The organism is Pseudomonas rhodesiae, from assembly GCF_013285305.1.
In the GTDB taxonomy this organism is placed as follows: Bacteria; Pseudomonadota; Gammaproteobacteria; order Pseudomonadales; family Pseudomonadaceae; genus Aquipseudomonas; species Aquipseudomonas rhodesiae.
The window spans coordinates 5,068,577-5,093,836 of the sequence record NZ_CP054205.1 but is presented as its reverse complement, the minus strand read 5'-3'; the positions used below and the strand labels follow the sequence as shown (position 1 = coordinate 5,093,836).

The window sequence follows — 25,260 nt, the reverse complement described above, 5'->3', positions numbered from 1 at the left end:
ACGTGCAGGTCTCAGTGCACCAGCATACCGGTGAACCAATAGGCCTGTGCCAACGTGATCAAGCCAACGATGGTGGCGAAGAACAGGCTGTGCTTGAGGGTGAAGCGGAACAGGTCGGATTCCTTGCCGACCAGCCCGGTAGCGGCGCAGGCCACGGCGATCGACTGTGGCGAAATCATCTTGCCGGTAACGCCACCGCTGGTATTGGCGGCAACCAACAGCGTGTCGTTGACGCCGATCTGGTGGGCAGTGGTGGCTTGCAGCGAGCTGAACAGTGCGTTGGACGAGGTGTCGGAGCCTGTCAGGAAAACCCCCAGCCAGCCGAGGAATGGCGAGAAGAATGGGAAAGCAGCCCCTGTGCCGGCCAATACCAGCGCCATGGTCGACGACATGCCGGAATAGTTGGTGACAAAGGCGAACGCCAGCACCATGCCGATGGACAGGATTGGCCAACGCAGTTCGTAAAACGTTTCTTTTAAAGTGGTAAGACCAGTTTTGACGTTGATCTTCAGCACCAGCATCGAGATCAGCGCGGAGAAGAAAATCGCCGTACCGGTGGCTGAAATCGGGTCCAGCTTGAACACCGCCGGGATTGCGGTGGGGTTGGCCACGATGGGGGCGACCTTGATCACCAGTTGATCCAGATGTGGAATCGCGAAGTTGAACACCCAGCTGTACATAGAGCCGCCGGCGGCGAACATGGCCTTGAACGGTTTGAGGGTCCAGATCGTCACCAACACCGTGAGGATCAGGAACGGCGACCACGCCTTGAAAATCTGCCCCAAGCTATAGGGCGATGCAACCGTGCTGCGCGGCTGGCCGAACCCACCGGCACTGGCGGTGATGACCGCGCTTGAGGTGGCGCCGGCGATCTGCGCGCCTGCGGTGCGCTTGGGTTGCCAGACTTTCAGGAACAGGGTCAGGGCAATCAGGCTGGCCAACGCCGAAGTGATGTCTGGCAGTTCCGGGCCGATGAAATTGGAGGTGAAGTACTGGGTGATCGCAAAGCTCAAGCCCGCAACCAGGGCTGCTGGCCAGGTTTCACGCACGCCGCGCAGGCCGTCCATCATGAATACCAGCCAAAACGGTACGAACAGCGACAGCAATGGCAGTTGGCGGCCAGTCATGGCGCCGATCTTGAACGCATCGATGCCCGTCACTTGCCCGGCCACGATGATGGGGATACCCAGTGCGCCAAATGCGACGGGGGCAGTGTTAGCTATCAGGCAGAGGCCGGCGGCGTAAAGCGGGTTGAAGCCCAGGCCGACCAGCAGCGCGGCGGTGATGGCCACGGGCGCGCCGAAACCGGCCGCACCTTCCAAGAAGGCGCCAAAGCAGAAGCCAATCAGCAGCACTTGCAGGCGTTGGTCGTCAGTGATCGACAGAACCGAGCTACGGATAATCTCGAATTGGCCGCTTTTCACCGTAAGTTTGTAGAGGAACACGGCCGCGACGATGATCCACGCGATAGGCCACAGGCCATAGGCGAACCCGTAACCGGCAGCGGCGAAAGCCATATCGACCGGCATCTGGAAGGCAAAAATCGCCACCAGGATCGACAGTGCCAGGGTAATGCTGCCGGCCACATGCCCTTTGAGGCGGAACACTGCCAGGGCCAGGAAGAAGAATACGATCGGGATGACTGCGGCGAGAGCGGACAAGCCGAGGCTGCCGAGCGGGCTGTAAAGCTGTTGCCAGGTTTGCATATGGGGTGGCCCCTAATTGTTGTTGGTCAGGCACTTTTTTGTCGATATGGATAATTGGTAATACCAATTTACAATCGATGTGAGCTAGGTTAAAAGCCTTCGTGGGATGTGTCAATTTGCCGCCTGCAAAACTTTGGTCGTAGTGGGATGGCTGAGGGGATCTGAGCGGCAAAAACGAAGGCACTCTGATGGGTGCTGGAACGGCGGCGATAGGCCAGAATAGAGGGCCCGGCGAGTGGTCGGGATGGTGGAGAGTGAGTTATGGCGTTTGATCAGGTGCGGCAGCGCCGTCTGTCTGACGATATTGTTGAGCAGCTTGAAGGAATGATCCTTGAGGGTACGTTGAAATCCGGCGAGCGGTTGCCGGCTGAACGTGCCTTGGCTGAGCAGTTCGGAGTCTCGCGTCCGTCGTTGCGCGAGGCTATCCAGAAGCTGGCGGCCAAAGGGTTGTTAGTCAGTCGCCAAGGGGGCGGCAACTATGTCGTCGACTCTTTGGGGTCGACTTTCAGCGATCCGCTCCTCCATCTGCTGGAGAATAATCCAGAAGCCCAGCGTGACTTGCTGGAGTTTCGCCAGACTTTGGAGGCGTCATGCGCGTATTACGCGGCGTTGCGTGCTACCGAGGTCGACCGGGAACGGCTGACTACTGCGTTTGAAGCGTTGCAGGATTGCTATACACGCGTCGATGAAGTCAGTCGGGCCGAGGAGGGGGCGGCGGATGCTCGGTTCCATCTGGCTATTGCCGAGGCCAGTCATAACGCGGTGCTGCTGCACACGATTCGAGGTTTGTTCGATCTGCTCAAGCGTAACGTGGTGACTAATATCGGTGGCATGTATCAGCAGCGTACGGAAACCCGTGACATGTTGATCAATCAGCATCGGGATCTGTACCTGGCGATTATCGAGGGGCGGGCCGAGCAGGCGAGGGAGGTGTCCACACGTCACTTGTTGTACGTGCAGGAAGTGTTGGAGGAAGTGCGTCAGGAGGTTCAGCGCGTGGCGCGTGCGGAGCGACGTAAAGGGATGTAGCCGCGGGTTTGCCCGAGGCTACATCGTACAAGGTTATTCTTCCTTGCCCTTGTTGCGTACCGCGCGATGCAGCTCGCGATTGGAGTCGCGCTCGCGTTCGGTGTCGCGCTTGTCGTATTCCTTCTTGCCCTTGCCCAGTGCGATCTCGCACTTGACCAAGTGCTTGCTCCAGTACCAGGACAGGCAGACGCAGGCATAGCCCTTCTGCTGCACGGCTGCGGCAAGCTTGTCCAGCTCGCGGGCGTTGAGCAGTAGCTTGCGGGTGCGTACCGGGTCGGCAATCACATGAGTGCTCGCGGTGGTCAGCGGGGTGATATGACTGCCCAGCAGCCATGCTTCACCATCCTTGAGCAGTACGTAACTGTCGACCAGCTGCAGTTTGCTGGCACGCAGACTCTTTACTTCCCAGCCGGCCAGGACCAGACCAGCCTCGAAACGATGTTCGATGAAGTAATCGTGTCGCGCCTTTTTATTTTGCGCGATGGTCCCTGTGGGGTGTTTCTTTTGTTTAGCCATAGGGGCGGCATTATAGGCAGTTGCGAGCCTGGCGGCTACGGTCAACCTGCGTGCTTGAGCGTGTTGGACGAATCCCGGACAATGCAGGCAGTTCTTTGGTTTTTTTCTCTCGCGGATCGGGCTGTTCCTTCGCGATGTTTGCCGCTCAGCTGTGGAAATAACGCACACATGACGACGCATATTCAACGTTCGGCGCTGCTGCCCTATCCGGCACAGGCGCTCTATGATCTGGTCAACGACGTGGCGCGTTATCCGGAATTCCTTCCGTGGTGCTCAACTGCCGAGGTGCTTGAAGGCAGTGCTGAGTACATGGTCGCCAGCGTAGGCGTGGCCAAGGGGGGGCTTAGTCAGCACTTCGTTACGCGCAATGTATTAGTGCCGGGTAAATCAATCGAAATGAATTTGCAGGAAGGCCCATTCACCCAGTTGCATGGTGTATGGATTTTCAAAGCATTGACGGACAAGGCCTGCAAAATCAGCCTGGATCTGTCGTTTGATTATGCCGGACCCATCGTACGAGCGACGCTTGGGCCGTTATTCAATCAGGCGGCCAATACCTTGGTGGATGCATTCTGTCAGCGGGCTAAGCAGCTGCATGGTTGAAATCGAAGTGGTGCACGCCGCTGTCGATCGTCAGGTCTTGGTTGCCGTGACCGTACCCTTGGGCACGAGTGTGCGCAAGGCGGTACAGCTCTCGGGAGTTCTGGAGCAGTTCCCCGGTATTGATCCGGCGACTTGTCCATTAGGGATATTCGGTAAGGCGATTTCTGACGCTGATGTGCGTGCTATACAAGCGGGCGATCGAGTTGAGATTTACCGTCCATTGTTGGCTGATCCCAAGGAAGTGCGCAGGTTGCGTGCGGCCAAGGCAGCGCTTGCCAGGCAGCAGAATACTTAGCTCCGCTAATCGGCAGATACGAAAAAGCCCGGCATGCCGGGCTTTTTTTCGTGTGCCGCACAGTTTTATTGTGGGCTGGTGTCCAACGGCTGAGGTGTCGGGACGGGAACGGTTTCCACGCCGTCGACATCCTTCTGGATTCTGTCCAGCAAGGAACCCGGCTTTGCGGGGACCTCCGACTTCTGCTTTTCGCCTTCTTGCGCGGGAGCCGTCACGTTCGTGTCGTTGTCTTTGCCCAGCAAGGCTTCATCACGGCTTACGCCGGGCATGAAGTCACCGGACAGGCTGACAAGCTGGTCATTGCCATTAAAAATGACGCTGACGCGCTCCTGCTGGCGCTCACCGCCACCAGGCTGAATGCTATAGAGATAATCCCAGCGATCGGCATGGAAAGTGTCGGTCAGCAGGGGATTACCCATAATAAACCGTACTTGCCGTCGGGTCATTCCGGGGCGTAACTGGTCTATCATGTCCTGCGTGACGACATTGCCCTGCTGGATGTCGATTTTGTAAACCCCGGGGAATGAACAACCGGCGAGTGCGAGCAGTCCCACAAAGGTGAAACTGGTTAGCAAGAGCTTGGTGTTTTGCATCGGTGGGCGACTTCCACTATCTTGGCTGGGACAACGTAAACGCCGATCATACCCGTATTAAGAGAAGCTGCGAAGCAGCATCCGCGAGAAAGCTAACCATGGTTGAAAATAGCGAACTACGCAAAGCCGGTCTCAAAGTGACTCTGCCACGAGTCAAGATTCTACAAATGCTCGATTCTGCCGAGCAGCGCCACATGAGTGCTGAAGATGTTTATAAGGCGCTGATGGAGTCTAATGAGGACGTTGGCCTGGCCACGGTTTACCGTGTGCTGACCCAGTTTGAAGCCGCAGGGCTGGTGGTTCGTCATAATTTCGACGGCGGTCATGCAGTGTTCGAACTGGCTGACGGCGGTCATCACGACCATATGGTGGACCTCGATACCAATGAGGTTATTGAGTTCACCAGCCCGGCAATCGAGAAGCTTCAGCATGAAATCGCTGAAGAACATGGCTTCGATCTGGTTGACCATAATCTTGTGTTGTACATCCGTAAGAAAAAGTAAAAAACGCTACAGATGTACTTTGCAAACAGCACGAAGGCGACCCTTGGGTCGCCTTCGTGCTGTTTGCAAGAAAATTCCGGTTCACGCCTTGGCGACTACGACCATCTTCTTCGCATGCGCCAGAGACTCTTTGGTCAGGTCTATCCCACCCAGCATGCGGGCCACTTCTTCCACGCGTTCCGACTTGTTCAATCTGGACACGGCTGTACGTGTTGCATCGCTGCCTCTGACCTTGTGTACAAACAAATGTTGATGCCCTTGCGCCGCGACCTGCGGCAAGTGCGTCACTGTGAGTACCTGGCCTCGCTCTCCCAGGCGGCGCAACAGTTGGCCGACAATTTCCGCCGTTGGTCCGCCGATGCCGACGTCCACCTCGTCGAATACCAGCGTGGGTACTCTGGAGGTCTGTGCGGTAATCACTTGGATAGCCAGGCTGATTCGCGACAGCTCCCCCCCGGAGGCGACTTTTGCCAGCGCTTTGAGAGGTTGTCCAGGGTTGGCGCTGACCAGTAGTTCTACCTGTTCCAAGCCATGGGGCTGCAGTTCGTTGCTGGCATTGGTGCGCAGCTCGATAGTAAAGCGCCCGCCAGGCATGCCCAGGCGCTGAATTTCTTGCTCAACTGCGTCGGCAAGGTTTGTGGCCGCGTGCTGGCGTAACTCGCTCAGTTCGCGGGCCTTCTCTTGATAATGCCGGGCATAGGAGGCCAGTTCGTCGCCCAGTCTTTCAATGGATTCATCGTTGGCATTCAGGGTTTCGATTTCATCCAGCAATTTCTGCTGCATCGCCGCCAGTTCAGTGGGCTGGATTCGATGTTTGCGGGCCAGGGTATAAATAGTGTCCAGTCGTTCTTCTATTTCCTGCAAGCGCGCCGGATCGGCATCGAAGTGGTCCAGAAACCTATTCAGCTCGCCGACTGCTTCTTCAACCTGGATCTGCGCACTGGTCAGCAGGGTTGTCGCTTCGCTCAGCGAATCCGAGGCGTTATTCACGCTGGACAGACGGTTGAGGCTGGCCGTGAGCGCGTTGAGCACATTTCCGGAATCGCTTTCGCTGCATTGCTCCACCACCTGACGGCAGATACCCAGAAGGGTTTCTGCATTGGTGAGGTTCTTGTGTTCCTGTTCAAGCTGCTCCAGCTCCGTTTCGCCAAGACCCAGGCTCTCCAGCTCTTCGAGCTGATAGCTGAGTAACTGATGGCGAGCGCGTTGCTCATCGCCGGAATTGGAGAGTCGTTCCAGTTCCAGGCGTGTCTGGCGCCAGCGTTGCGCAGCAAGCTGTACTTGCCTGGATAGATCGGTGGCGCCGGCGTATTCGTCGAGCAAGCGCCGATGTGTGTCGGTTTTAAGCAGAGACTGATGTTCGTGCTGGCTGTGGATATCGATCAGCAATTCACCCAATGCTTTCAGGTCGCCAAGCGGGCAGGGCGTGCCGTTGATATAGCCGCGTGAGCGCCCTTCGGCAGTGATGACCCGTCGCAGGATGCACGGTCCTTCATGGCTAAGGTCGCGCTCAGCCAGCCAGGTTTCAGCTTCTGGAATATCCGCCAAGTCGAAAGTGGCCAGGATATCGGCCTTTTCTGCGCCTGGGCGCACTACGCCGCTGTCGGCGCGATCCCCCAGGGTCAGGCCCAGTGCGTCGAGCATGATCGACTTGCCGGCGCCGGTTTCGCCTGTGATTACGCTCATTCCACGATCCAGTTCGAGATCCAGATGTTCAACGATGGCGTAGTTGTGTACGGACAGGTGCACGAGCATGACGGCCGCTCCCAGGCTTTAGGTCTGGTTATTTATACAGTGTTTCGTCCCGGCGTGACAATCCTGATCCTTAGTTCGATTTACTTGAAAATAAGCTTTTTTTAGCGCAACTGGGAATGTTTGGATGGGAATCAATCCTGGCGCTCTGATGGACTTTTGGTCTTGTTTGCGCCCTTGAACCTGGAAATTGTGGCCCCATATACCGGAACAGAAGCGCGAGTCGAGTTCGCGCATGATTTTGAAAGGAGAGAATCTATGGCTGACGAACAGACGCAGGATACGCAAACTCCAGACGCCAATCCGGCTGTCGGTGATGAGCTGGCAACTCGTGTGCAGGTGCTGGAAGAGCAATTGGCCGCTGCGCAGGATCAGTCTTTGCGTGTTGCCGCCGATCTGCAGAACGTCCGCCGCCGTGCCGAGCAGGATGTAGAAAAAGCGCATAAATTCGCGTTGGAAAAATTCGCCAGCGACCTGCTGCCGATTATCGACAGTCTGGAGCGCGGCCTTGAGCTGTCCAACCCGGATGATGAAAACATCCGTGCGATGCGCGAAGGCATTGAGCTGACCCTGAAAATGTTCCAGGACACGCTCAAGCGGTACCAGCTGGAAGCTATCGATCCGCAAGGTGGCGAGCCGTTCAATGCTGAGCATCACCAAGCCATGGCCATGCAGGAAAGCCACGACCTTGAGCCCAACAGCGTGTTGAAGGTGTTCCAGAAAGGATACCTGCTCAACGGCCGTCTGCTGCGCCCGGCAATGGTAGTGGTAAGCAAGGCGCCAGCGCCCGTTGCACCTTCTATTGATGAGCAGGCTTGAAATCCGCCGCAAGGCCCCCATTTATAAGTCAAGCGTTTAAGTGCTACCGCAGTTAGCCAAAACTGCTGCGGCAACAAAATTCAAGTTTCGGGAGAGTAAATCATGGGCAAAATTATCGGTATCGACCTGGGGACCACCAACTCGTGCGTCTCGGTCATGGAAAACGGCAAGGCCAAAGTTATTGAGAACGCCGAAGGCGCGCGTACTACGCCTTCGATTATCGCTTACGCCAATGACGGTGAGATCCTCGTCGGTCAGTCGGCCAAGCGCCAGGCGGTGACTAACCCGCATAACACTCTGTACGCGGTAAAGCGTCTTATCGGTCGTAAGTTCGACGAAGAAGTCGTGCAAAAAGACATCAAGATGGTGCCTTACAAAATCGCCAAGGCTGACAACGGTGACGCCTGGGTTGAAGTGAACGGCAACAAAATGTCCGCTCCGCAGATCTCGGCTGAAGTCTTGAAAAAGATGAAGAAAACGGCCGAAGACTATCTGGGTGAAGCTGTAACCGAAGCGGTGATCACCGTTCCGGCTTACTTCAACGACAGCCAGCGTCAGGCGACCAAAGATGCCGGCCGCATCGCGGGCCTGGACGTCAAACGTATCATTAACGAACCGACCGCGGCTGCTCTGGCTTACGGTATGGACAAGGCCAAAGGCGATCACACCGTGATCGTTTATGACCTGGGTGGCGGTACCTTCGACGTATCGGTGATCGAGATTGCCGAAGTCGATGGCGAGCACCAGTTCGAAGTGCTGGCTACCAACGGTGACACCTTCTTGGGTGGTGAAGACTTTGACATTCGTCTGATCGACTACCTCGTTGACGAATTCAAGAAAGAAAGCGGCATGAACCTTAAAGGTGATCCGCTGGCGATGCAGCGTCTGAAAGAAGCTGCCGAAAAAGCCAAGATCGAGCTGTCGTCGAGCATGTCGACTGACGTTAACCTGCCGTACATCACAGCAGATGCTACCGGTCCTAAGCACTTGAACGTGAAGATTTCTCGCGCCAAGTTGGAGGCACTGGTTGAAGACCTGGTTCAGCGCACTATCGAACCTTGCCGCATTGCATTGAAAGACGCTGGCATCGACGTTGGCTCCATCAACGACGTGATCCTGGTGGGCGGTCAGACTCGTATGCCGCTGGTGCAGCAGAAAGTCACCGAGTTCTTCGGTAAAGAAGCACGTAAAGACGTCAACCCGGACGAAGCGGTTGCCATGGGTGCTGCGATTCAGGGCGCGGTATTGGCCGGTGATGTGAAAGACGTGCTGTTGCTGGACGTCAGCCCGCTGACCCTGGGTATCGAAACCATGGGTGGCGTGATGACCGCGCTGATCGAGAAAAACACCACGATTCCTACCAAGAAATCTCAGGTGTTCTCGACTGCCGATGACAACCAGGGCGCCGTGACCATTCATGTGCTGCAAGGTGAGCGTAAACAAGCTTCTCAGAACAAGTCTCTGGGCAAGTTCGACCTGGCTGATATTCCACCAGCGCCTCGTGGTGTGCCACAAATCGAAGTGACCTTCGACATCGACGCCAACGGCATTCTGCACGTAGGTGCGAAAGACAAGGCGACCGGCAAAGAGCAGAAGATCACCATCAAGGCCAACTCGGGTCTGTCTGATGAAGAAATTCAACAGATGATTCGTGATGCTGAAGCCAACGCCGAGGCGGATGCCAAGTTTGCTGAGCTGGCCGACGCTCGTAACAAAGGTGATGCTCTGGTGCACTCGACCCGCAAAATGGTCGTGGACGCTGGCGAAAAAGTATCGGCTGAAGAGAAAACTGCAATCGAAGCTGCCGTGGTTGCCCTGGAAGCCGCCGTCAAAGGCGACGACAAGGCCGCCATTGAAGCCAAGATTGAAGAGTTGTCGAAAGTCTCTGCGCCAGTGGCCCAGAAGATGTACGCAGAGCAAGCTCAGCCGGCAGACGGCGCTGCACAACAGGCAGAACCGGAAGCCAAGCATGACGACGTTGTCGATGCTGAGTTCGAAGAAGTTAAAGAAGACCAGAAGAAGTAACTTGGTCGCCCGGTTGACCGCTTTCAAGCGGTGACTGGTAGGATGTCGCCGCGCGGGAGCTTGCTCCCGCGTTGGCGTGTCTGGGGTACGCGAATTTTTACAGCATGCGACAACAGTCGGATGCTGGCGGTGTGATCGGGGATGCTCCTGCTTTCCGAGGGTTTAATACCGCGTTTTTGGCCGGGCGCCTGGCTGAAAGCAGTGATGACCAGGATCGTTGAATTGACGTGAGTTGGGTCCGGGCCTGTATTGGGGCTCAACGAGTTCGGCAAGGCTCAGGAGGGCCTGGTTGAACGTCCTTAAGAGTGCAAAGACTTATGGCAAAGCGTGACTATTACGAAGTTTTGGGTGTGGAGCGTGGTGCCAGCGAGGCGGAGCTGAAAAAGGCTTACCGTCGCCTGGCGATGAAGCACCACCCGGACCGTAATCCGGATAACAAAGAATCCGAAGAAATGTTCAAAGAGGCCAATGAGGCCTACGAATGCCTATGTGATCCCAATAAGCGTGCGGCCTACGATCAGTATGGCCATGCCGGTGTCGACCCAAGCATGGGTGGTGGTGGCGCTGGTTTTGGTGGGCAGAATTTCTCCGATATTTTCGGCGATGTGTTCAGCGACTTCTTTGGCGGCGGCCGCGGTGGTCAGCGTGGCGGTGCGCAGCGCGGCAGCGACTTGCGCTACACCCTGGAACTGAACCTGGAAGAAGCGGTTCGCGGTACCAGTGTCAATATTCGTGTGCCAACGCTGGTCAACTGCAAGCCGTGCGACGGTTCGGGCGCCAAGAAAGGCTCTTCGCCCATCACCTGCCCTACGTGCGGTGGTATCGGCCAGGTCCGTATGCAACAAGGCTTCTTCTCGGTGCAGCAGACGTGCCCGCGTTGCCATGGACAGGGCAAGATCATCTCCGATCCATGCGATTCCTGTCATGGCGAAGGTCGTGTCGAAGAGTACAAAACCTTGTCGGTGAAAGTGCCGGCGGGTGTGGATACCGGTGATCGAATTCGTCTGTCGGGCGAAGGTGAAGCGGGTGTTCAGGGTGGGCCTACGGGTGACCTGTATGTGGTGATCAATGTGCGCGAGCACGCGATTTTCCAGCGCGACGGTAAGCATCTGTTCTGTGAAGTGCCGATCAGTTTTGTCGACGCGGCGCTGGGTGGTGAGCTGGAGATTCCGACGCTGGATGGGCGCGTCAAGCTCAAGATCCCTGAGGGCACGCAAACCGGTAAACAGTTCCGTATTCGCGGCAAAGGCGTTGCGCCGGTGCGTGGTGGCGGTGCGGGTGACTTGATGTGCCGCGTGGCGGTCGAAACACCGGTCAATCTGGGGCGCCGTCAGCGTGAGCTGCTCGAAGAGTTCCGTAGCTCGCTGGAAGGCGATGATACCCATTCGCCGAAAACCACTGGTTTCTTTGAAGGCGTGAAGCGCTTCTTCGGCGATCTGTAAGGAAGTGAGTATGCGACGTATAGCCGTAATGGGCGCTGCCGGGCGCATGGGCAAGACGCTGGTTGAAGCGGTGCAGTTGCGCTCACCGGCCTCCGGGCTGACGGCGGCGATCGTTCGTCCGGGCAGTACGTTGATCGGCGCGGATGCCGGTGAGTTGGCCTCATTGGGGCGTATCGGCGTTTCGCTGTCGGGCAGCCTGGAGCAGGTGGCGGATGAATTCGATGTACTGATCGATTTCACGCTGCCCGAGGTGATGCTCAAGAATCTGGCGTTCTGTCGCAAGGCAGGCAAGGCCATGGTTATTGGCACTACGGGCTTGAGTGCCGAGCAGAAGCAGTTGTTAGTGGAGGCGGGCAAGGAGATCCCTCTGGTGTTCGCCGCCAACTTCAGCGTCGGTGTGAACCTGTCGCTCAAGCTGCTGGATATGGCGGCGCGGGTGCTGGGTGATGAAGCGGATATCGAGATTATCGAGACCCACCATCGTCATAAAATCGACGCGCCCTCGGGTACCGCGCTGCGTATGGGCGAGGCTATCGCTGATGCGCTGGGTCGCGACTTGTCAAAGGTCGCGGTATACGGGCGCGAGGGGCATACCGGTGAGCGCGCGCGCGACACCATCGGTTTCGCGACTGTTCGTGGCGGGGACGTCGTTGGTGATCACACCGTGCTATTCGCGGCCGAAGGCGAGCGCCTGGAGATCACGCATAAGGCTTCCAGTCGCATGACGTTTGCCAAGGGGGCGGTCCGTGCCGCGCTCTGGCTGGAAGGGCGCGAGCCTGGCCTGTACGACATGCGAGACGTGCTGGATCTGCACTAATCAGTAGCCAAGACGGGGGCTCAGGATTATCCTGAGCCCCGTTTTTACCCGCTAAGCGACGTCCTGTCGCATTCCCCTGCCTTCAAGGCTCATTAGCGGTGGACCCAAAAAGCCTTTTTCTGTAAGCTACAGCTTTAGTGTGTCCACTAAAAGCGCGCAGAATAATTCAGTGAACAAGCGGGGTGACGTGTCCATACGTCACTCCGCTTTTTTACAACCTGCGATCGCCCTTTCAGGCTTTATTTACGGGAGGTCTTCTTGACTAAGCCAGCCATACTCGCCCTTGCTGATGGCAGCATTTTTCGCGGCGAAGCCATTGGAGCCGACGGTCAAACCGTTGGAGAGGTAGTGTTTAACACTGCCATGACCGGCTATCAGGAAATCCTTACCGATCCTTCCTACGCCCAACAGATCGTTACCCTGACCTATCCACATATCGGCAACACCGGTACTACGCCGGAAGATGTCGAGTCTGATCGTGTCTGGTCGGCGGGGTTGGTGATTCGTGATCTGCCACTGGTTGCGAGCAACTGGCGCAACACGATGTCGCTTTCCGATTACCTCAAAGCCAACAATGTGGTGGCGATCGCTGGTATCGATACCCGTCGCCTTACGCGCATCCTGCGTGAAAAAGGCTCGCAGAACGGCTGCATCATGGTCGGCGACAATATTTCCGAAGAGGCGGCGATCGCCGCGGCACAAGGCTTCCCTGGCCTGAAGGGCATGGACCTGGCGAAGGTCGTCAGCGTCAAAGAGAAGTACGAATGGCGCTCCACGGTCTGGGATTTGAAGACAGACAGTCATGCGACCATCGATGCTGCCGAGTTGCCTTATCACGTGGTCGCTTACGACTACGGCGTCAAGTACAACATCCTGCGCATGCTGGTCGAGCGTGGCTGCCGCGTGACCGTGGTACCTGCGCAAACCCCAGCCAGCGACGTGCTGGCTCTGCAACCGGACGGCGTGTTCCTGTCCAACGGCCCGGGTGACCCTGAGCCTTGCGACTACGCCATCCAGGCCATTAAGGACGTACTGGAAACCGAGATTCCGGTATTCGGTATCTGCCTCGGCCACCAACTGCTGGCTCTGGCCTCCGGTGCTAAAACCCTGAAAATGGGGCACGGCCACCACGGCGCCAACCACCCTGTTCAGGATCTGGACACTGGTGTCGTGATGATTACCAGCCAGAACCACGGTTTTGCGGTGGATGAAGCCACCTTGCCGGTCAACGTCCGCGCGATTCATAAGTCGCTGTTTGACGGTTCCCTGCAAGGCATCGAGCGCACCGACAAGAGCGCGTTCAGCTTCCAGGGCCACCCTGAAGCCAGCCCGGGCCCGAACGACGTAGCGCCGCTGTTCGACCGTTTCATCAATGAGATGGCCAAGCGACGCTGACTGAGCAGCCTGCGGGCGGCCCCGAAACCCGGTGGCCCTCGCGGGCTCTCTAAAGATTGTTCAAGACGGCTTGCCGACTGACCTGCGGATTTGAGTGACAAACCAATGCCAAAACGTACAGACATAAAAAGCATCCTGATTCTCGGCGCTGGCCCGATCGTGATCGGCCAGGCCTGCGAGTTCGACTACTCCGGCGCCCAGGCCTGTAAAGCCCTGCGCGAAGAGGGCTACCGCGTCATCCTGGTGAACTCCAACCCAGCCACCATCATGACCGACCCGGCGATGGCTGACGCGACCTACATCGAGCCGATCAAATGGCAGACGGTTGCCAAGATCATCGAGAAAGAGCGTCCAGACGCGCTGCTGCCGACCATGGGTGGCCAGACTGCACTGAACTGCGCTCTGGATCTGGAGCGCGAAGGCGTTCTGGAGAAGTTCGGCGTAGAGATGATCGGCGCCAATGCCGACACCATCGACAAAGCCGAAGACCGCTCACGCTTCGACAAGGCCATGAAGTCCATCGGCCTGGCCTGCCCGCGTTCCGGTATCGCCCACAGCATGGAAGAAGCCAATGCGGTCCTCGAGACTCTGGGTTTCCCATGCATCATCCGTCCGTCCTTCACCATGGGCGGCACCGGTGGTGGTATTGCCTACAACCGTGAAGAATTCGAAGAAATCTGCGCCCGTGGTCTGGACCTGTCGCCGACCAAAGAGCTGCTGATCGACGAATCCTTGATCGGTTGGAAAGAATACGAGATGGAGGTTGTTCGCGATAAGAAAGACAACTGCATCATCGTCTGCTCCATTGAAAACTTCGACCCGATGGGCGTGCACACCGGTGACTCCATCACCGTGGCGCCGGCGCAGACCCTGACCGACAAGGAATATCAGATCCTGCGTAACGCCTCCCTGGCGGTACTGCGTGAGATCGGTGTAGAAACCGGCGGTTCCAACGTTCAGTTCGGGATCTGCCCGAACACCGGCCGTATGGTTGTGATCGAAATGAACCCGCGTGTTTCCCGTTCTTCGGCACTGGCTTCTAAGGCGACGGGGTTCCCGATCGCCAAAGTCGCGGCCAAACTGGCCGTGGGTTATACCTTGGATGAACTGTCGAACGACATCACTGGCGGCAAGACCCCAGCGTCCTTCGAGCCGTCCATCGACTACGTGGTGACCAAGCTGCCGCGCTTTGCTTTTGAGAAGTTCGCCAAAGCGGATGCGCGCCTGACTACCCAGATGAAGTCCGTGGGCGAAGTGATGGCCATCGGCCGGACCTTCCAGGAATCCCTGCAGAAAGCCCTGCGTGGCCTGGAAGTCGGCGTGTGCGGCCTGGATGAGAAGCTCGATCTGAGCAACCCGGAAAGCATGAGCGTGCTCAAGCGCGAACTGACCGTGCCGGGTGCCGAGCGGATCTGGTACGTCGCTGATGCATTCCGTGCCGGCCTGAGTGTCGAAGACATCTTCGGCATGAACATGATCGACCCGTGGTTCCTGGTGCAGATCGAAGATCTGATCAAGGAAGAAGAGAAGGTCAAGACCCTGGGTCTGGCCAGCATCGACCGCGACATGATGTTCCGCCTCAAGCGCAAGGGCTTCTCCGACCAGCGTCTGGCCAAGTTGCTGGGTGTGACCGAGAAGAACCTGCGCACTCATCGCCACAAGCTGGAGATCTTCCCGGTCTACAAGCGCGTGGATACTTGCGCGGCCGAGTTCTCCACCGATACCGCTTATCTGTACTCCACCTACGAGGAAGAGTGCGAAGCGGCGCCGTCGGGTCGCGACAAGATCATGATCCTGGGTGGCGGTCCTAACCGTATCGGCCAGGGCATCGAATTTGACTACTGCTGCGTACACGCTGCTCTCGCCCTGCGCGAAGACGGGTACGAGACCATCATGGTCAACTGCAACCCGGAAACCGTTTCCACCGATTACGATACTTCTGATCGTCTGTACTTCGAGCCGGTGACCCTGGAAGACGTGCTGGAAATCGTGCGTGTCGAGAAGCCTAAAGGCGTGATCGTTCAGTACGGCGGCCAGACTCCGCTGAAGCTGGCGCGTGCCCTGGAAGCTGCTGGTGTGCCGATTATCGGCACTAGCCCGGACGCCATCGACCGTGCCGAAGACCGTGAGCGCTTCCAGCAAATGGTTGAGCGCTTGAACCTGCGTCAGCCGCCAAACGCCACCGTGCGTAGCGAAGATGAAGCTATTCGTGCGGCCAGCAAAATTGGCTATCCGTTGGTGGTGCGCCCGTCTTATGTGCTGGGCGGCCGAGCGATGGAAATCGTTTACGAAGAAGAAGAACTCAAGCGCTACCTGCGCGATGCTGTGAAAGTGTCCAACGACAGCCCGGTGCTGCTGGACCACTTCCTCAACTGCGCCATCGAAATGGACGTGGATGCGGTCTGCGATGGCACCGACGTAGTGATCGGCGCGATCATGCAGCACATCGAGCAGGCCGGTGTTCACTCCGGTGACTCTGCTTGCTCGCTGCCGCCTTACTCGTTGCCGGCGCACATTCAGGATGTGATGCGCGACCAGGTCAAGAAAATGGCTTTGGAGTTGGGCGTGGTCGGTCTGATGAACGTGCAGTTGGCCTTGCAAGGCGAAGACATCTACGTCATCGAGGTCAACCCACGAGCTTCGCGTACCGTGCCATTTGTGTCCAAGTGCATCGGCGTGTCCCTGGCCATGATCGCTGCGCGCGTGATGGCTGGTAAGACTCTGAAAGAAATCGGTTTTACCAAAGAAATCATCCCGAACTTCTACAGCGTGAAAGAGGCGGTGTTCCCATTCGCCAAATTCCCTGGCGTGGACCCGATCCTGGGCCCAGAGATGAAGTCTACCGGTGAGGTGATGGGCGTGGGCGACACGTTCGGTGAGGCGTTTGCTAAAGCACAGATGGGGGCCAGCGAAATTCTGCCGACCGGCGGTACTGCGTTCATCAGTGTTCGTGATGACGACAAGCCGCTGGTTGCAGGCGTGGCGCGTGATCTGATCAACTTGGGCTTCGAAGTCGTGGCCACCGCTGGGACTGCCAAGCTGATCGAGGCTGCCGGCCTTAAGGTGCGTCGCGTGAACAAGGTAACGGAAGGTCGTCCGCATGTGGTCGACATGATCAAGAATGACGAAGTCACCTTGATCATCAACACTACTGAAGGTCGTCAGTCGATCGCGGATTCCTACTCCATTCGTCGTAACGCCCTGCAGCACAAGATTTACTGCACCACCACCATTGCTGCTGGCGAAGCTATCTGTGAAGCACTCAAGTTCGGTCCAGAAAAGACCGTTCGTCGCTTGCAGGATCTACACGCAGGATTGAAGGCATGAGCATTACCAAATACCCAATGACTGTTCAGGGCGCTCGCGCCCTGGAAGAGGAGCACGCCCACCTGACTAAGGTCGTACGTCCGAAGCTGAGCCAGGACATCGGTACGGCCCGCGAGCTGGGTGACTTGAAGGAGAACGCCGAATATCACGCCGCTCGCGAGCAGCAGGGTATGGTCGAGGCGCGGATTCGTGATATCGAAGGTCGCATGCAAAATGCTGTGATCATCGATGTGACCACTATCCCGCACACCGGCAAGGTGATTTTCGGCACCACTGTCGAAATCGCCAACGTTGAAACGGACGAAAGCGTGACTTACCACATCGTGGGTGAGGACGAGGCTGATATCAAACAGGGCAAAATCTCTGTAGGTTCGCCTATAGCACGTGCCTTGATCGCCAAGGAAGAGGGGGACGTGGTTGCCGTCAAAACGCCAAGTGGCGTGATCGAGTACGAGATTGTCGAAGTTCGTCACATCTGATACTCGGCGCCCGTTTCGTGCGGGCGCCATGCTATGGCAGCTCACTCAGATGTTGTGGGTGGGCGGCTTGTGGTTGCTTCACATTGGCGTGCTGCCGGCACTCGGTTTGATTGGTTTGGCGCCGTTGCTGATAGACGAACTCGACGGATTGCTCAGTGCATTACTGGTGGGTTTTGCTGCGGCGTGCGTGGTGCTTCAAGCGTTGGTGCTGATCAAGGCTGAGGGCTTGGAGAGTTTGTGGCGGGATATTCGCGGCCAACTGCTGTTGATGGCGCTGTATGCATGCGCTATGTATTGCGTCGTGCATCTCTGGCTGCCGGAAGCGTTGCGCTGGCGGCTATTCAGCTATCTTGTGCTAGGGTTCTCGGGGCTTGTGCTGGTTGTACAGCCTGCGCCGGGATGGAGTGGCGGGGCGCGCGAAGCACGCCCTTGACCCTATTTGTCATTTGAAGCGATGAACGTTCGACAGTTGTTTGTTGACGCTGAAATTCTTGCGATACAGCAGCGCCATCTTGCCGATGACCTGAACCAGGTCTGCTTTGCCCGCCTTGCACAGTTCCGCAATGGCAGCCAGGCGTGCTTCGCGATCGAGGATATTGACCTTGATCTTGATCAGTTCGTGATCGTTGAGTGCGCGCTCGAATTCAGCTAACACACCCTCAGTCAAACCGTTGTCTGCCACAATCAGAACTGGTTTCAGATGGTGGCCAATGGATTTGTACTGTTTCTTCTGCTCTTGAGTGAGCGGCATAATCTGACCCCTGCGTCTGATCTTGTAAAAAGCGGCGGCCAGTTTACCCGAGCGAGTCCGGGACCGCCCAGTTAATCACGACCCGTTTTATTTTCGAGGTGGCCCGTGGCCCGTTCCAAAACCAGCCTTAACTGGCTAAAAGAACATTTCAACGATCCTTACGTCAAAAAGGCGCAAAAGGACGGCTACCGTTCCCGGGCCAGCTATAAGCTGCTGGAGCTGCAGGACAAGGACAAATTATTCCGGCCAGGCATGAGTGTGATCGATCTGGGGGCCGCCCCGGGGGGCTGGTCTCAGGTGGCCAGTCGTCTGATTGGTGGGCAGGGGCGATTGATCGCTTCCGACATTCTGGAGATGGACAGCATCCCGGATGTGACCTTTGTGCACGGCGACTTCACCCAGGATTCAGTGCTGGCCGAGATCCTTGAGGCTGTGGGAAATTCACAGGTGGACCTTGTGATTTCCGATATGGCACCCAATATGAGTGGATTACCGGCCGTTGATATGCCGCGCGCCATGTTCCTGTGCGAATTGGCGTTGGACCTGGCAGGGCGTGTATTGCGTCCGGGCGGAGATTTCCTGGTCAAAGTCTTCCAGGGTGAAGGTTTTGACGAATACCACAAGAACATCCGTAAATTGTTCGACAAGGTACAGATGCGCAAACCGGACTCCTCAAGGGATCGTTCCCGCGAGCAGTATCTGTTGGCTCGAGGGTTCCGTGGCATCGAAGGCGCGGCGAGTGATGAGCGTCTTTAAGGGTTTCAACGGAGTCGATAGGTTTTTTTATATCGCTTTCGTCATGAAGCTTTACGAATATTGTGTAGTCAAAGTTTCACAAAGGGTTACAGACGGCGCCTGCCAGAGTTGTAGGTAATGTAGTAAGTTAGGTCGGTGAATATCATGCGAAGCGCGCGCCAGCAGCGGAGCTTGCTTCAGAGGGTAGTTAATTGAACGATATGGCAAAGAATCTGATCCTGTGGTTGATCATCGCGGCTGTCCTGGTGACGGTGATGAACAACTTCTCCAGCCCTAACGAGCCGCAGACCCTCAACTATTCCGACTTCATCCAGCAAGTTAAGGATGGAAAGGTCGAGCGCGTAGCGGTTGATGGCTACGTGATCACCGGCAAACGCACCGATGGCGACAGCTTCAAGACCATTCGTCCGGCAATCCAGGACAACGGTCTGATCGGTGATTTGGTGGATAACCATGTTGTCGTTGAAGGCAAACAGCCAGAGCAGCAGAGCATCTGGACACAGTTACTGGTGGCCAGCTTCCCGATCCTGGTGATCATTGCTGTGTTCATGTTCTTCATGCGTCAGATGCAAGGTGGCGCGGGAGGCAAGGGTGGGCCGATGAGCTTCGGGAAGAGCAAGGCACGCCTGCTCTCCGAAGATCAGGTGAAAACCACTCTGGCCGACGTTGCCGGTTGTGATGAAGCTAAAGAGGAAGTGGGCGAGCTCGTCGAGTTCCTGCGCGATCCGGGGAAATTCCAGCGTCTTGGCGGGCGTATTCCGCGCGGTGTGCTGATGGTCGGTCCTCCGGGTACTGGTAAAACCTTGCTGGCCAAGGCGATTGCCGGTGAAGCCAAGGTGCCGTTCTTCACGATTTCCGGTTCTGATTTTGTCGAAATGTTCGTCGGTGTCGGCGCAAGCCGTGTTCGCGATATGTTCGAGCAAGCTAAGAAGCATGCGCCGTGCATCATCTTTATCGACGAAATTGACGCCGTTGGTCGTCATCGTGGTGCGGGCATGGGCGGTGGTCACGATGAGCGCGAGCAAACGCTCAACCAATTGCTCGTGGAGATGGATGGTTTCGAGATGAATGACGGCATTATCGTCATCGCCGCAACCAACCGTCCTGATGTGCTTGACCCCGCGTTGCTGCGTCCAGGTCGTTTCGACCGTCAGGTCGTAGTTGGCCTGCCGGACATTCGTGGACGCGAACAGATTCTGAAAGTTCATATGCGCAAAGTGCCGATGGGCGACGACGTTGCTCCTGCGGTGATTGCTCGTGGCACTCCAGGTTTTTCCGGTGCCGACCTTGCCAACTTGGTGAACGAGGCGTCGTTGTTTGCAGCGCGTACCGGCAAGCGCATTGTTGAAATGAAAGAATTCGAGCTGGCAAAAGACAAGATCATGATGGGCGCCGAGCGCAAATCCATGGTTATGTCCGAAAAAGAGAAGCAGAACACTGCTTACCACGAGGCTGGTCACGCTATTGTGGGCCGCGTTGTGCCTGAGCACGACCCGGTCTACAAGGTGTCGATCATTCCACGAGGCCGGGCACTTGGCGTGACTATGTTCCTGCCTGAGGAAGACCGTTACAGCCTCTCCAAGCGCGCGCTGATCAGCCAGATCTGTTCGCTGTATGGCGGGCGGATTGCTGAAGAGATGACCTTGGGTTTTGACGGTGTGACCACCGGCGCCTCCAACGACATCATGCGCGCCAGCCAGATTGCGCGAAATATGGTGACCAAGTGGGGCTTGTCCGAAAAACTCGGCCCTCTTATGTATGCCGAGGAAGATGGCGAAGTGTTCTTGGGGCGTGGTGGTGGCGGTCAAAATGCCAGTTTCTCCGGTGAGACTGCCAAGCTGATCGATTCCGAGGTGCGCAGCATCATTGATCAGTGCTACGGCACAGCCAAGCAGATTCTCACGGACAACCGCGACAAACTGGACGCCATGGCCGACGCGCTGATGAAGTACGAAACCATTGATGCCGATCAGATCGACGACATTATGGCAGGCCGTCCGCCACGTGAGCCGCGGGACTGGGAGGGGGGATCAGGCACCTCAGGTACCCCGCCCGTTGTTCAGAATGAGCGCCCTGAGACCCCGATCGGCGGCCCTGCGGCTGACCACTAAGGTTTGAAATGACTTCTGTGTTGTCCTCCACCCGGTTGCCTTGCGGCAACCGGGTTCTTGATTTGGCCCATACGCATGTCATGGGCATTCTCAATGTAACCCCCGATTCTTTTTCCGATGGCGGCCGATTCAGTCAGCAGGATGCAGCGTTGCGTCATGCCGAGGCGATGGTGGCGGCTGGTGCGACCTTGATTGATGTCGGCGGCGAATCGACTCGGCCTGGTGCTCGTATAGTTTCTCCACTCGAGGAGTTGGAGCGGGTTGCTCCCATTGTCGAGCGCATCGCACGTGAGCTGGATGTGATCATCTCCGTTGATACATCGACTCCGGCTGTCATGCGCGAAACTGCGCGCCTTGGGGCTGGATTGATCAATGATGTGCGCTCTCTACGGCGTGATGGCGCCTTGGATGCGGCTGCGGCTACTGGGTTGCCGGTGTGCCTGATGCATATGCTCGGTGAGCCCGGGAATATGCAGGACGACCCCCATTACAATGATCTGGTAGGTGAAGTGACGGGTTTTCTGGCTGAGCGAATCGCTCAGTGCGCCGCAGTTGGAATAGCGCCGGAGCAGATCATCCTGGACCCGGGTTTTGGATTCGCCAAGACCTTACAACACAATCTAAGTTTGTTCAGGCACATGGAGTCCTTGCATGCCCTCGGCCGGCCCCTATTGGTGGGTGTGTCGCGCAAGAGCATGATTGGACTGGCGTTGAATCGTCCTGTTGGCGAACGTCTGTATGGCGGCCTTGCGCTGGCGGCGCTTGCCATGACCAAAGGTGCGCGGATTTTGCGCGTGCACGATGTCGCCGAGACCGTTGACGTGGTGCGTATGATTGCCGCAGTAGAATCAGCCGAATAAGAATGATGGAGCACTTATGACTAAAAAATATTTTGGCACCGACGGTATTCGTGGTCGGGTCGGCGAGTTTCCCATTACCCCTGATTTTATGCTCAAGTTGGGGTGGGCGGCAGGCATGGCGTTCCGCAGTATGGGGGCGTGCCGCATTCTGGTGGGGAAGGACACTCGAATTTCCGGCTACATGTTTGAATCAGCGCTTGAGGCTGGTTTGTCCGCTGCAGGTGCGGATGTGATGCTGTTGGGGCCAATGCCTACGCCGGCGATCGCTTACCTGACGCGCACGTTTCATGCTGAGGCCGGTATTGTGATCAGCGCTTCTCACAACCCTCACGACGACAACGGCATCAAATTCTTCTCTGGGCAGGGCACTAAACTGCCGGACGAAATCGAATTGATGATCGAGGAGTTGCTGGATGCCCCCATGACAGTGGTCGAGTCCAGTAAGTTGGGCAAAGTGTCACGTATCAATGATGCATCCGGCCGCTACATCGAATTTTGCAAAAGCAGTGTGCCAAGCAGTACTAATTTCGCTGGCCTTAAAATCGTTGTCGATTGCGCTCACGGTGCGACTTACAAAGTGGCGCCAAGCGTATTCAAGGAGCTGGGCGCTGATGTGACAGTGCTGTCGGCCCAGCCTAACGGTTTGAACATCAACGAGAACTGCGGTTCTACTCATATGGAGCAATTGCAGGCCGCGGTTTTGGCTCAGCATGCCGATCTGGGGATTGCTTTTGATGGCGATGGTGACCGCGTGTTGATGGTGGATCACACGGGCACTGTAGTGGACGGTGATGATCTGTTATTCATCATTGCCCGCGATCTGCATGAGCGTAACAAGTTACAGGGCGGTGTCGTTGGAACGCTGATGAGCAATTTGGGCCTTGAGTTGGCTCTGGCGGAATTAGGCATTCCTTTCATTCGCGCGAATGTTGGGGACCGTTATGTGATTGCTGAGCTCCTGGAGCGAAATTGGCAGGTGGGGGGCGAGAACTCCGGGCATGTTGTCTGCTTCCAGCACACCACGACAGGTGATGCCATTATCGCTGCATTGCAGGTGTTGCTTGCGCTGCGGCGTCGTGAAGAGAGCCTCGCTCAAGCGCGTCAGGCCATGCGTAAATGCCCGCAGGTGCTACTCAATGTGCGCTTTGCCGGTGGCGAAAACCCAATCGAGCACCCCGCTGTTAAGGAAGCGTGCGAGCGCGTGACCCAAGCGATGGCTGGCCGTGGACGCGTGTTGTTGCGTAAGTCCGGGACCGAGCCTCTAGTGCGTGTCATGGTCGAAGGGGAAGATGAAATACAGGTCCGTGGCCATGCGGAAGACCTGGCGAAACTGGTAACTGAAGTTTGCGCCTGAATTCGGCTTGCCAGTGATGATGTGGTTGGGTAACATCTGCGCCCACTTTGACCGACGAGGTACAGCATGCGTCGCACTATGGTAGCTGGTAACTGGAAGATGCACGGTACCCGCGCCAGTGTCGCTGAGCTGATCAATGGCCTTCGTCACTTGGCTTTGCCTAGCGGTGTTGATGTTGCGGTTTTCCCGCCTTGCTTGCATATCACCCAAGTGGTTGATGGCTTGAAAGGTAAGTCGATTCAGGTCGGCGCGCAAAATTCTGCGGTGGAGGCCATGCAAGGTGCCTTGACTGGCGAGATTGCGCCAAGTCAGCTGGTCGATGCGGGATGTTCATTTGTGCTTGTTGGGCATTCCGAGCGTCGCCAGATGATGGGTGAGCGGGATGGCACTCTCAATCGCAAGTTCGCAGCAGCACAAGCATGTGGCCTGGTTCCCGTGTTGTGTATAGGGGAGACCCTGGAGCAGCGCGAATCCGGCAAGACCCTTGAGGTTGTCTCGCGTCAGCTTGGCAGCATCATTGAAGAGTTGGGCGTTGGTGCGTTTGCAAAGGCGGTCATTGCTTATGAGCCGGTCTGGGCCATTGGTACCGGGCTGACTGCTACACCGCAACAGGCGCAGGATGTGCATGCAGCCATCCGCGCTCAGTTGGCGGCAGAGAATTCTGAAGTCGCACAAGGTGTGCGTCTTCTATACGGCGGCAGCGTGAAGGCGGCCAATGCGGTCGAACTGTTCGGCATGCCGGATATCGATGGGGGGCTCATTGGTGGAGCTTCCCTGAATGCAGATGAGTTCGGTGCGATTTGTCGCGCCGCGGGAAACTGAAAAAATGCTGGAAACAGTCGTAGTCGTTTTTCATCTGTTGGCTGCCCTGGGCGTAGTTGCCCTGGTTTTGTTGCAACAGGGTAAAGGTGCGGATGCTGGTGCGTCTTTCGGTGCAGGTGCTTCAAATACTGTGTTCGGAAGCCAAGGTTCCTCTACCTTTCTTAGTAAGTTTACTGCTATACTTGCCGCCGGTTTCTTCATAACCAGCTTGGGGTTAGGTTACTTTGCTAAAGAGAAAGCTCATATGCTGACTCAAGTAGGTTTGCCAGATCCAGCAGTGTTAGAAGTACCTAAAGCAAAACCGGCTTCTGATGATGTCCCGGTGCTTCAAGAGCAAAAGTCGGCTACTCCAGCGACTGACGTACCTCCAGCTCAAGAGCAGAAGTAAGAAGGGTTTTAAACGCTGTATTGCCGAGGTGGTGGAATTGGTAGACACGCAACCTTGAGGTGGTTGTGCCCATAGGGTGTAGGGGTTCGAGTCCCCTTCTCGGTACCAATTATCAGGAGAGCCCGCTGTTGCGGGCTTTCTTGTAGGTGGAAGGTTACATTGACCCTGTAAGGGATCGGTCGTATACTTCCGCCCCAGCTTTGTCGCGGGGTGGAGCAGTCTGGTAGCTCGTCGGGCTCATAACCCGAAGGTCGTCGGTTCAAATCCGGCCCCCGCAACCAGTTTTAGCGGAGCCCCTTTTAAGGGGCTTTTTGTTAGCTGGACACTTTCAACGCCGCTGTTCGACGGCGTTTCAAGGATGGGCGTTTCGCCCATTTTTTTATTTTGCACAGCATGCACATACATGCACGAGGGGGTTCAGGTGTCGAGCAAGCTAGAAGAGTTGCAGGCCTTGCTGGCCCCGGTGGTCGTGGCCCTAGGCTATGAATGCTGGGGTATTGAGTTTTCGGCTCAAGGTCGCCACTCAATGTTGCGCGTTTATATCGATAAAGAGGGCGGCGTGCTGGTGGACGATTGTGCCATTGTCAGCCGTCAGATCAGTGGTGTGTTGGATGTTGAAGATCCAATTTCCGTTGAGTACACCCTCGAAGTTTCCTCGCCAGGCATGGAACGCCCACTGTTCACTATCGAGCAGTTTGCTAAATATGTCGGTGAACAAGTGAAGATCAAGCTGCGATCTCCCTTTGAAGGGCGACGCAACTTTCAGGGCCTTCTACGCGGTGTAGAAGAGCAGGACGTCGTGGTGCAGGTAGAAGACCATGAGTTCCTGTTGCCGATCGATATGGTCGACAAGGCCAATATTATTCCCAGTTTTGACTGAGACGCGGATCCCGCGGATCCAATGGCTTGCGAAAGGC

The 25,260-nt window shown here is 56.6% G+C and carries 24 protein-coding genes and 2 tRNA genes; 21 read left to right on the top strand and 5 right to left on the bottom strand.

What is annotated here, in order from left to right:
- Positions 1–11: 11 nt before the first annotated feature.
- A complete protein-coding gene (locus HRH33_RS23065) occupies positions 12–1,706 on the bottom strand; it encodes a lactate permease LctP family transporter (protein ID WP_034139330.1) in 1,695 nt (564 codons plus the stop codon).
- A gap of 261 nt (positions 1,707–1,967) precedes the next feature.
- On the opposite strand from HRH33_RS23065, the gene HRH33_RS23060 reads away from it, so the two are divergent.
- A complete protein-coding gene (locus HRH33_RS23060) occupies positions 1,968–2,735 on the top strand; it encodes a GntR family transcriptional regulator (RefSeq protein ID WP_034115111.1) in 768 nt (255 codons plus the stop codon).
- A 33-nt stretch (positions 2,736–2,768) separates the two neighbouring features.
- Here HRH33_RS23060 and smpB read toward each other — a convergent pair whose 3' ends face one another.
- Complete coding sequence (smpB, locus tag HRH33_RS23055; protein WP_024077453.1) at positions 2,769–3,251, bottom strand: SsrA-binding protein SmpB; 483 nt, start codon at positions 3,249–3,251, stop codon at positions 2,769–2,771.
- Between the two features lie 168 nt (positions 3,252–3,419).
- Here smpB and HRH33_RS23050 point away from each other — a divergent pair, with 168 nt between their 5' ends.
- Entirely contained in the window at positions 3,420–3,854 is a 435-nt protein-coding gene (locus HRH33_RS23050; RefSeq protein WP_034139329.1) for a type II toxin-antitoxin system RatA family toxin, read from the top strand.
- Complete coding sequence (locus HRH33_RS23045; RefSeq protein ID WP_167417884.1) at positions 3,847–4,149, top strand: RnfH family protein; 303 nt, start codon at positions 3,847–3,849, stop codon at positions 4,147–4,149. Before HRH33_RS23050 ends, HRH33_RS23045 begins: the two co-directional genes overlap by 8 nt.
- 65 nt (positions 4,150–4,214) lie before the next feature.
- On the opposite strand, the gene HRH33_RS23040 is transcribed toward HRH33_RS23045, so the two are convergent.
- Positions 4,215–4,742: an outer membrane protein assembly factor BamE gene (locus HRH33_RS23040; protein WP_034115109.1), complete on the bottom strand. Its 528-nt coding sequence runs from the start codon at positions 4,740–4,742 to the stop codon at positions 4,215–4,217.
- Between the two features lie 98 nt (positions 4,743–4,840).
- On the opposite strand from HRH33_RS23040, the gene fur reads away from it, so the two are divergent.
- On the top strand, positions 4,841–5,245 hold the full coding sequence (gene fur, locus HRH33_RS23035; RefSeq protein WP_010562662.1) for a ferric iron uptake transcriptional regulator: 405 nt from the start codon (positions 4,841–4,843) through the stop codon (positions 5,243–5,245).
- 81 nt (positions 5,246–5,326) lie between these two features.
- Here fur and recN read toward each other — a convergent pair whose 3' ends face one another.
- A complete protein-coding gene (recN, locus tag HRH33_RS23030) occupies positions 5,327–7,000 on the bottom strand; it encodes a DNA repair protein RecN (RefSeq protein WP_167417885.1) in 1,674 nt (557 codons plus the stop codon).
- A gap of 189 nt (positions 7,001–7,189) precedes the next feature.
- On the opposite strand from recN, the gene grpE reads away from it, so the two are divergent.
- From grpE to HRH33_RS22990, 8 genes are all read left to right on the top strand, one after another.
- A complete protein-coding gene (gene grpE / locus HRH33_RS23025) occupies positions 7,190–7,816 on the top strand; it encodes a nucleotide exchange factor GrpE (RefSeq protein ID WP_280527183.1) in 627 nt (208 codons plus the stop codon).
- Positions 7,817–7,918: 102 nt separating this feature from the next.
- Positions 7,919–9,841, top strand: a complete 1,923-nt coding sequence (dnaK, locus tag HRH33_RS23020) for a molecular chaperone DnaK (protein ID WP_034139325.1) — start codon at positions 7,919–7,921, stop codon at positions 9,839–9,841.
- Between the two features lie 317 nt (positions 9,842–10,158).
- Positions 10,159–11,283, top strand: coding sequence for a molecular chaperone DnaJ (dnaJ, locus tag HRH33_RS23015; protein WP_034139324.1), 1,125 nt, complete (start codon positions 10,159–10,161; stop codon positions 11,281–11,283).
- Positions 11,284–11,293: 10 nt separating this feature from the next.
- Complete coding sequence (gene dapB, locus HRH33_RS23010; RefSeq protein WP_034139323.1) at positions 11,294–12,100, top strand: 4-hydroxy-tetrahydrodipicolinate reductase; 807 nt, start codon at positions 11,294–11,296, stop codon at positions 12,098–12,100.
- 258 nt (positions 12,101–12,358) lie between these two features.
- Entirely contained in the window at positions 12,359–13,495 is a 1,137-nt protein-coding gene (carA, locus tag HRH33_RS23005) for a glutamine-hydrolyzing carbamoyl-phosphate synthase small subunit (protein ID WP_167417886.1), read from the top strand.
- Between the two features lie 105 nt (positions 13,496–13,600).
- Complete coding sequence (gene carB, locus HRH33_RS23000; protein ID WP_034100733.1) at positions 13,601–16,822, top strand: carbamoyl-phosphate synthase large subunit; 3,222 nt, start codon at positions 13,601–13,603, stop codon at positions 16,820–16,822.
- A 2-nt stretch (positions 16,823–16,824) separates the two neighbouring features.
- A complete protein-coding gene (gene greA / locus HRH33_RS22995) occupies positions 16,825–17,301 on the top strand; it encodes a transcription elongation factor GreA (RefSeq protein ID WP_034100946.1) in 477 nt (158 codons plus the stop codon).
- A gap of 28 nt (positions 17,302–17,329) precedes the next feature.
- Complete coding sequence (locus tag HRH33_RS22990) at positions 17,330–17,734, top strand: MFS transporter (RefSeq protein WP_094066036.1); 405 nt, start codon at positions 17,330–17,332, stop codon at positions 17,732–17,734.
- Between the two features lie 9 nt (positions 17,735–17,743).
- On the opposite strand, the gene yhbY is transcribed toward HRH33_RS22990, so the two are convergent.
- Complete coding sequence (gene yhbY / locus HRH33_RS22985; RefSeq protein WP_028617972.1) at positions 17,744–18,052, bottom strand: ribosome assembly RNA-binding protein YhbY; 309 nt, start codon at positions 18,050–18,052, stop codon at positions 17,744–17,746.
- Positions 18,053–18,157: 105 nt separating this feature from the next.
- Between yhbY and rlmE the strand changes: the two genes are divergently transcribed.
- From rlmE to rimP, 9 genes are all read left to right on the top strand, one after another.
- The gene (rlmE, locus tag HRH33_RS22980; protein WP_034139321.1) at positions 18,158–18,808 is read left to right on the top strand and encodes a 23S rRNA (uridine(2552)-2'-O)-methyltransferase RlmE; all 651 of its coding nucleotides are present in this window, start codon (positions 18,158–18,160) and stop codon (positions 18,806–18,808) included.
- 200 nt (positions 18,809–19,008) lie between these two features.
- The gene (gene ftsH, locus HRH33_RS22975) at positions 19,009–20,919 is read left to right on the top strand and encodes an ATP-dependent zinc metalloprotease FtsH (protein WP_034100726.1); all 1,911 of its coding nucleotides are present in this window, start codon (positions 19,009–19,011) and stop codon (positions 20,917–20,919) included.
- Between the two features lie 8 nt (positions 20,920–20,927).
- Positions 20,928–21,779, top strand: coding sequence for a dihydropteroate synthase (gene folP, locus HRH33_RS22970; RefSeq protein WP_167417887.1), 852 nt, complete (start codon positions 20,928–20,930; stop codon positions 21,777–21,779).
- A gap of 16 nt (positions 21,780–21,795) precedes the next feature.
- On the top strand, positions 21,796–23,133 hold the full coding sequence (gene glmM / locus HRH33_RS22965) for a phosphoglucosamine mutase (RefSeq protein ID WP_034100722.1): 1,338 nt from the start codon (positions 21,796–21,798) through the stop codon (positions 23,131–23,133).
- Positions 23,134–23,199: 66 nt separating this feature from the next.
- Complete coding sequence (gene tpiA, locus HRH33_RS22960; RefSeq protein ID WP_034100720.1) at positions 23,200–23,955, top strand: triose-phosphate isomerase; 756 nt, start codon at positions 23,200–23,202, stop codon at positions 23,953–23,955.
- A gap of 4 nt (positions 23,956–23,959) precedes the next feature.
- Positions 23,960–24,343: a preprotein translocase subunit SecG gene (secG, locus tag HRH33_RS22955; protein ID WP_034100718.1), complete on the top strand. Its 384-nt coding sequence runs from the start codon at positions 23,960–23,962 to the stop codon at positions 24,341–24,343.
- Between the two features lie 22 nt (positions 24,344–24,365).
- Positions 24,366–24,451 (top strand) — tRNA-Leu (locus HRH33_RS22950).
- A 96-nt stretch (positions 24,452–24,547) separates the two neighbouring features.
- Positions 24,548–24,624, top strand: a tRNA-Met gene (locus HRH33_RS22945).
- Positions 24,625–24,764: 140 nt separating this feature from the next.
- Positions 24,765–25,223 carry a ribosome maturation factor RimP gene (rimP, locus tag HRH33_RS22940; RefSeq protein ID WP_167417888.1) on the top strand — a complete coding sequence of 153 codons (459 nt, stop codon included), beginning with the start codon at positions 24,765–24,767 and terminating at the stop codon, positions 25,221–25,223.
- Positions 25,224–25,260: the final 37 nt, after the last annotated feature.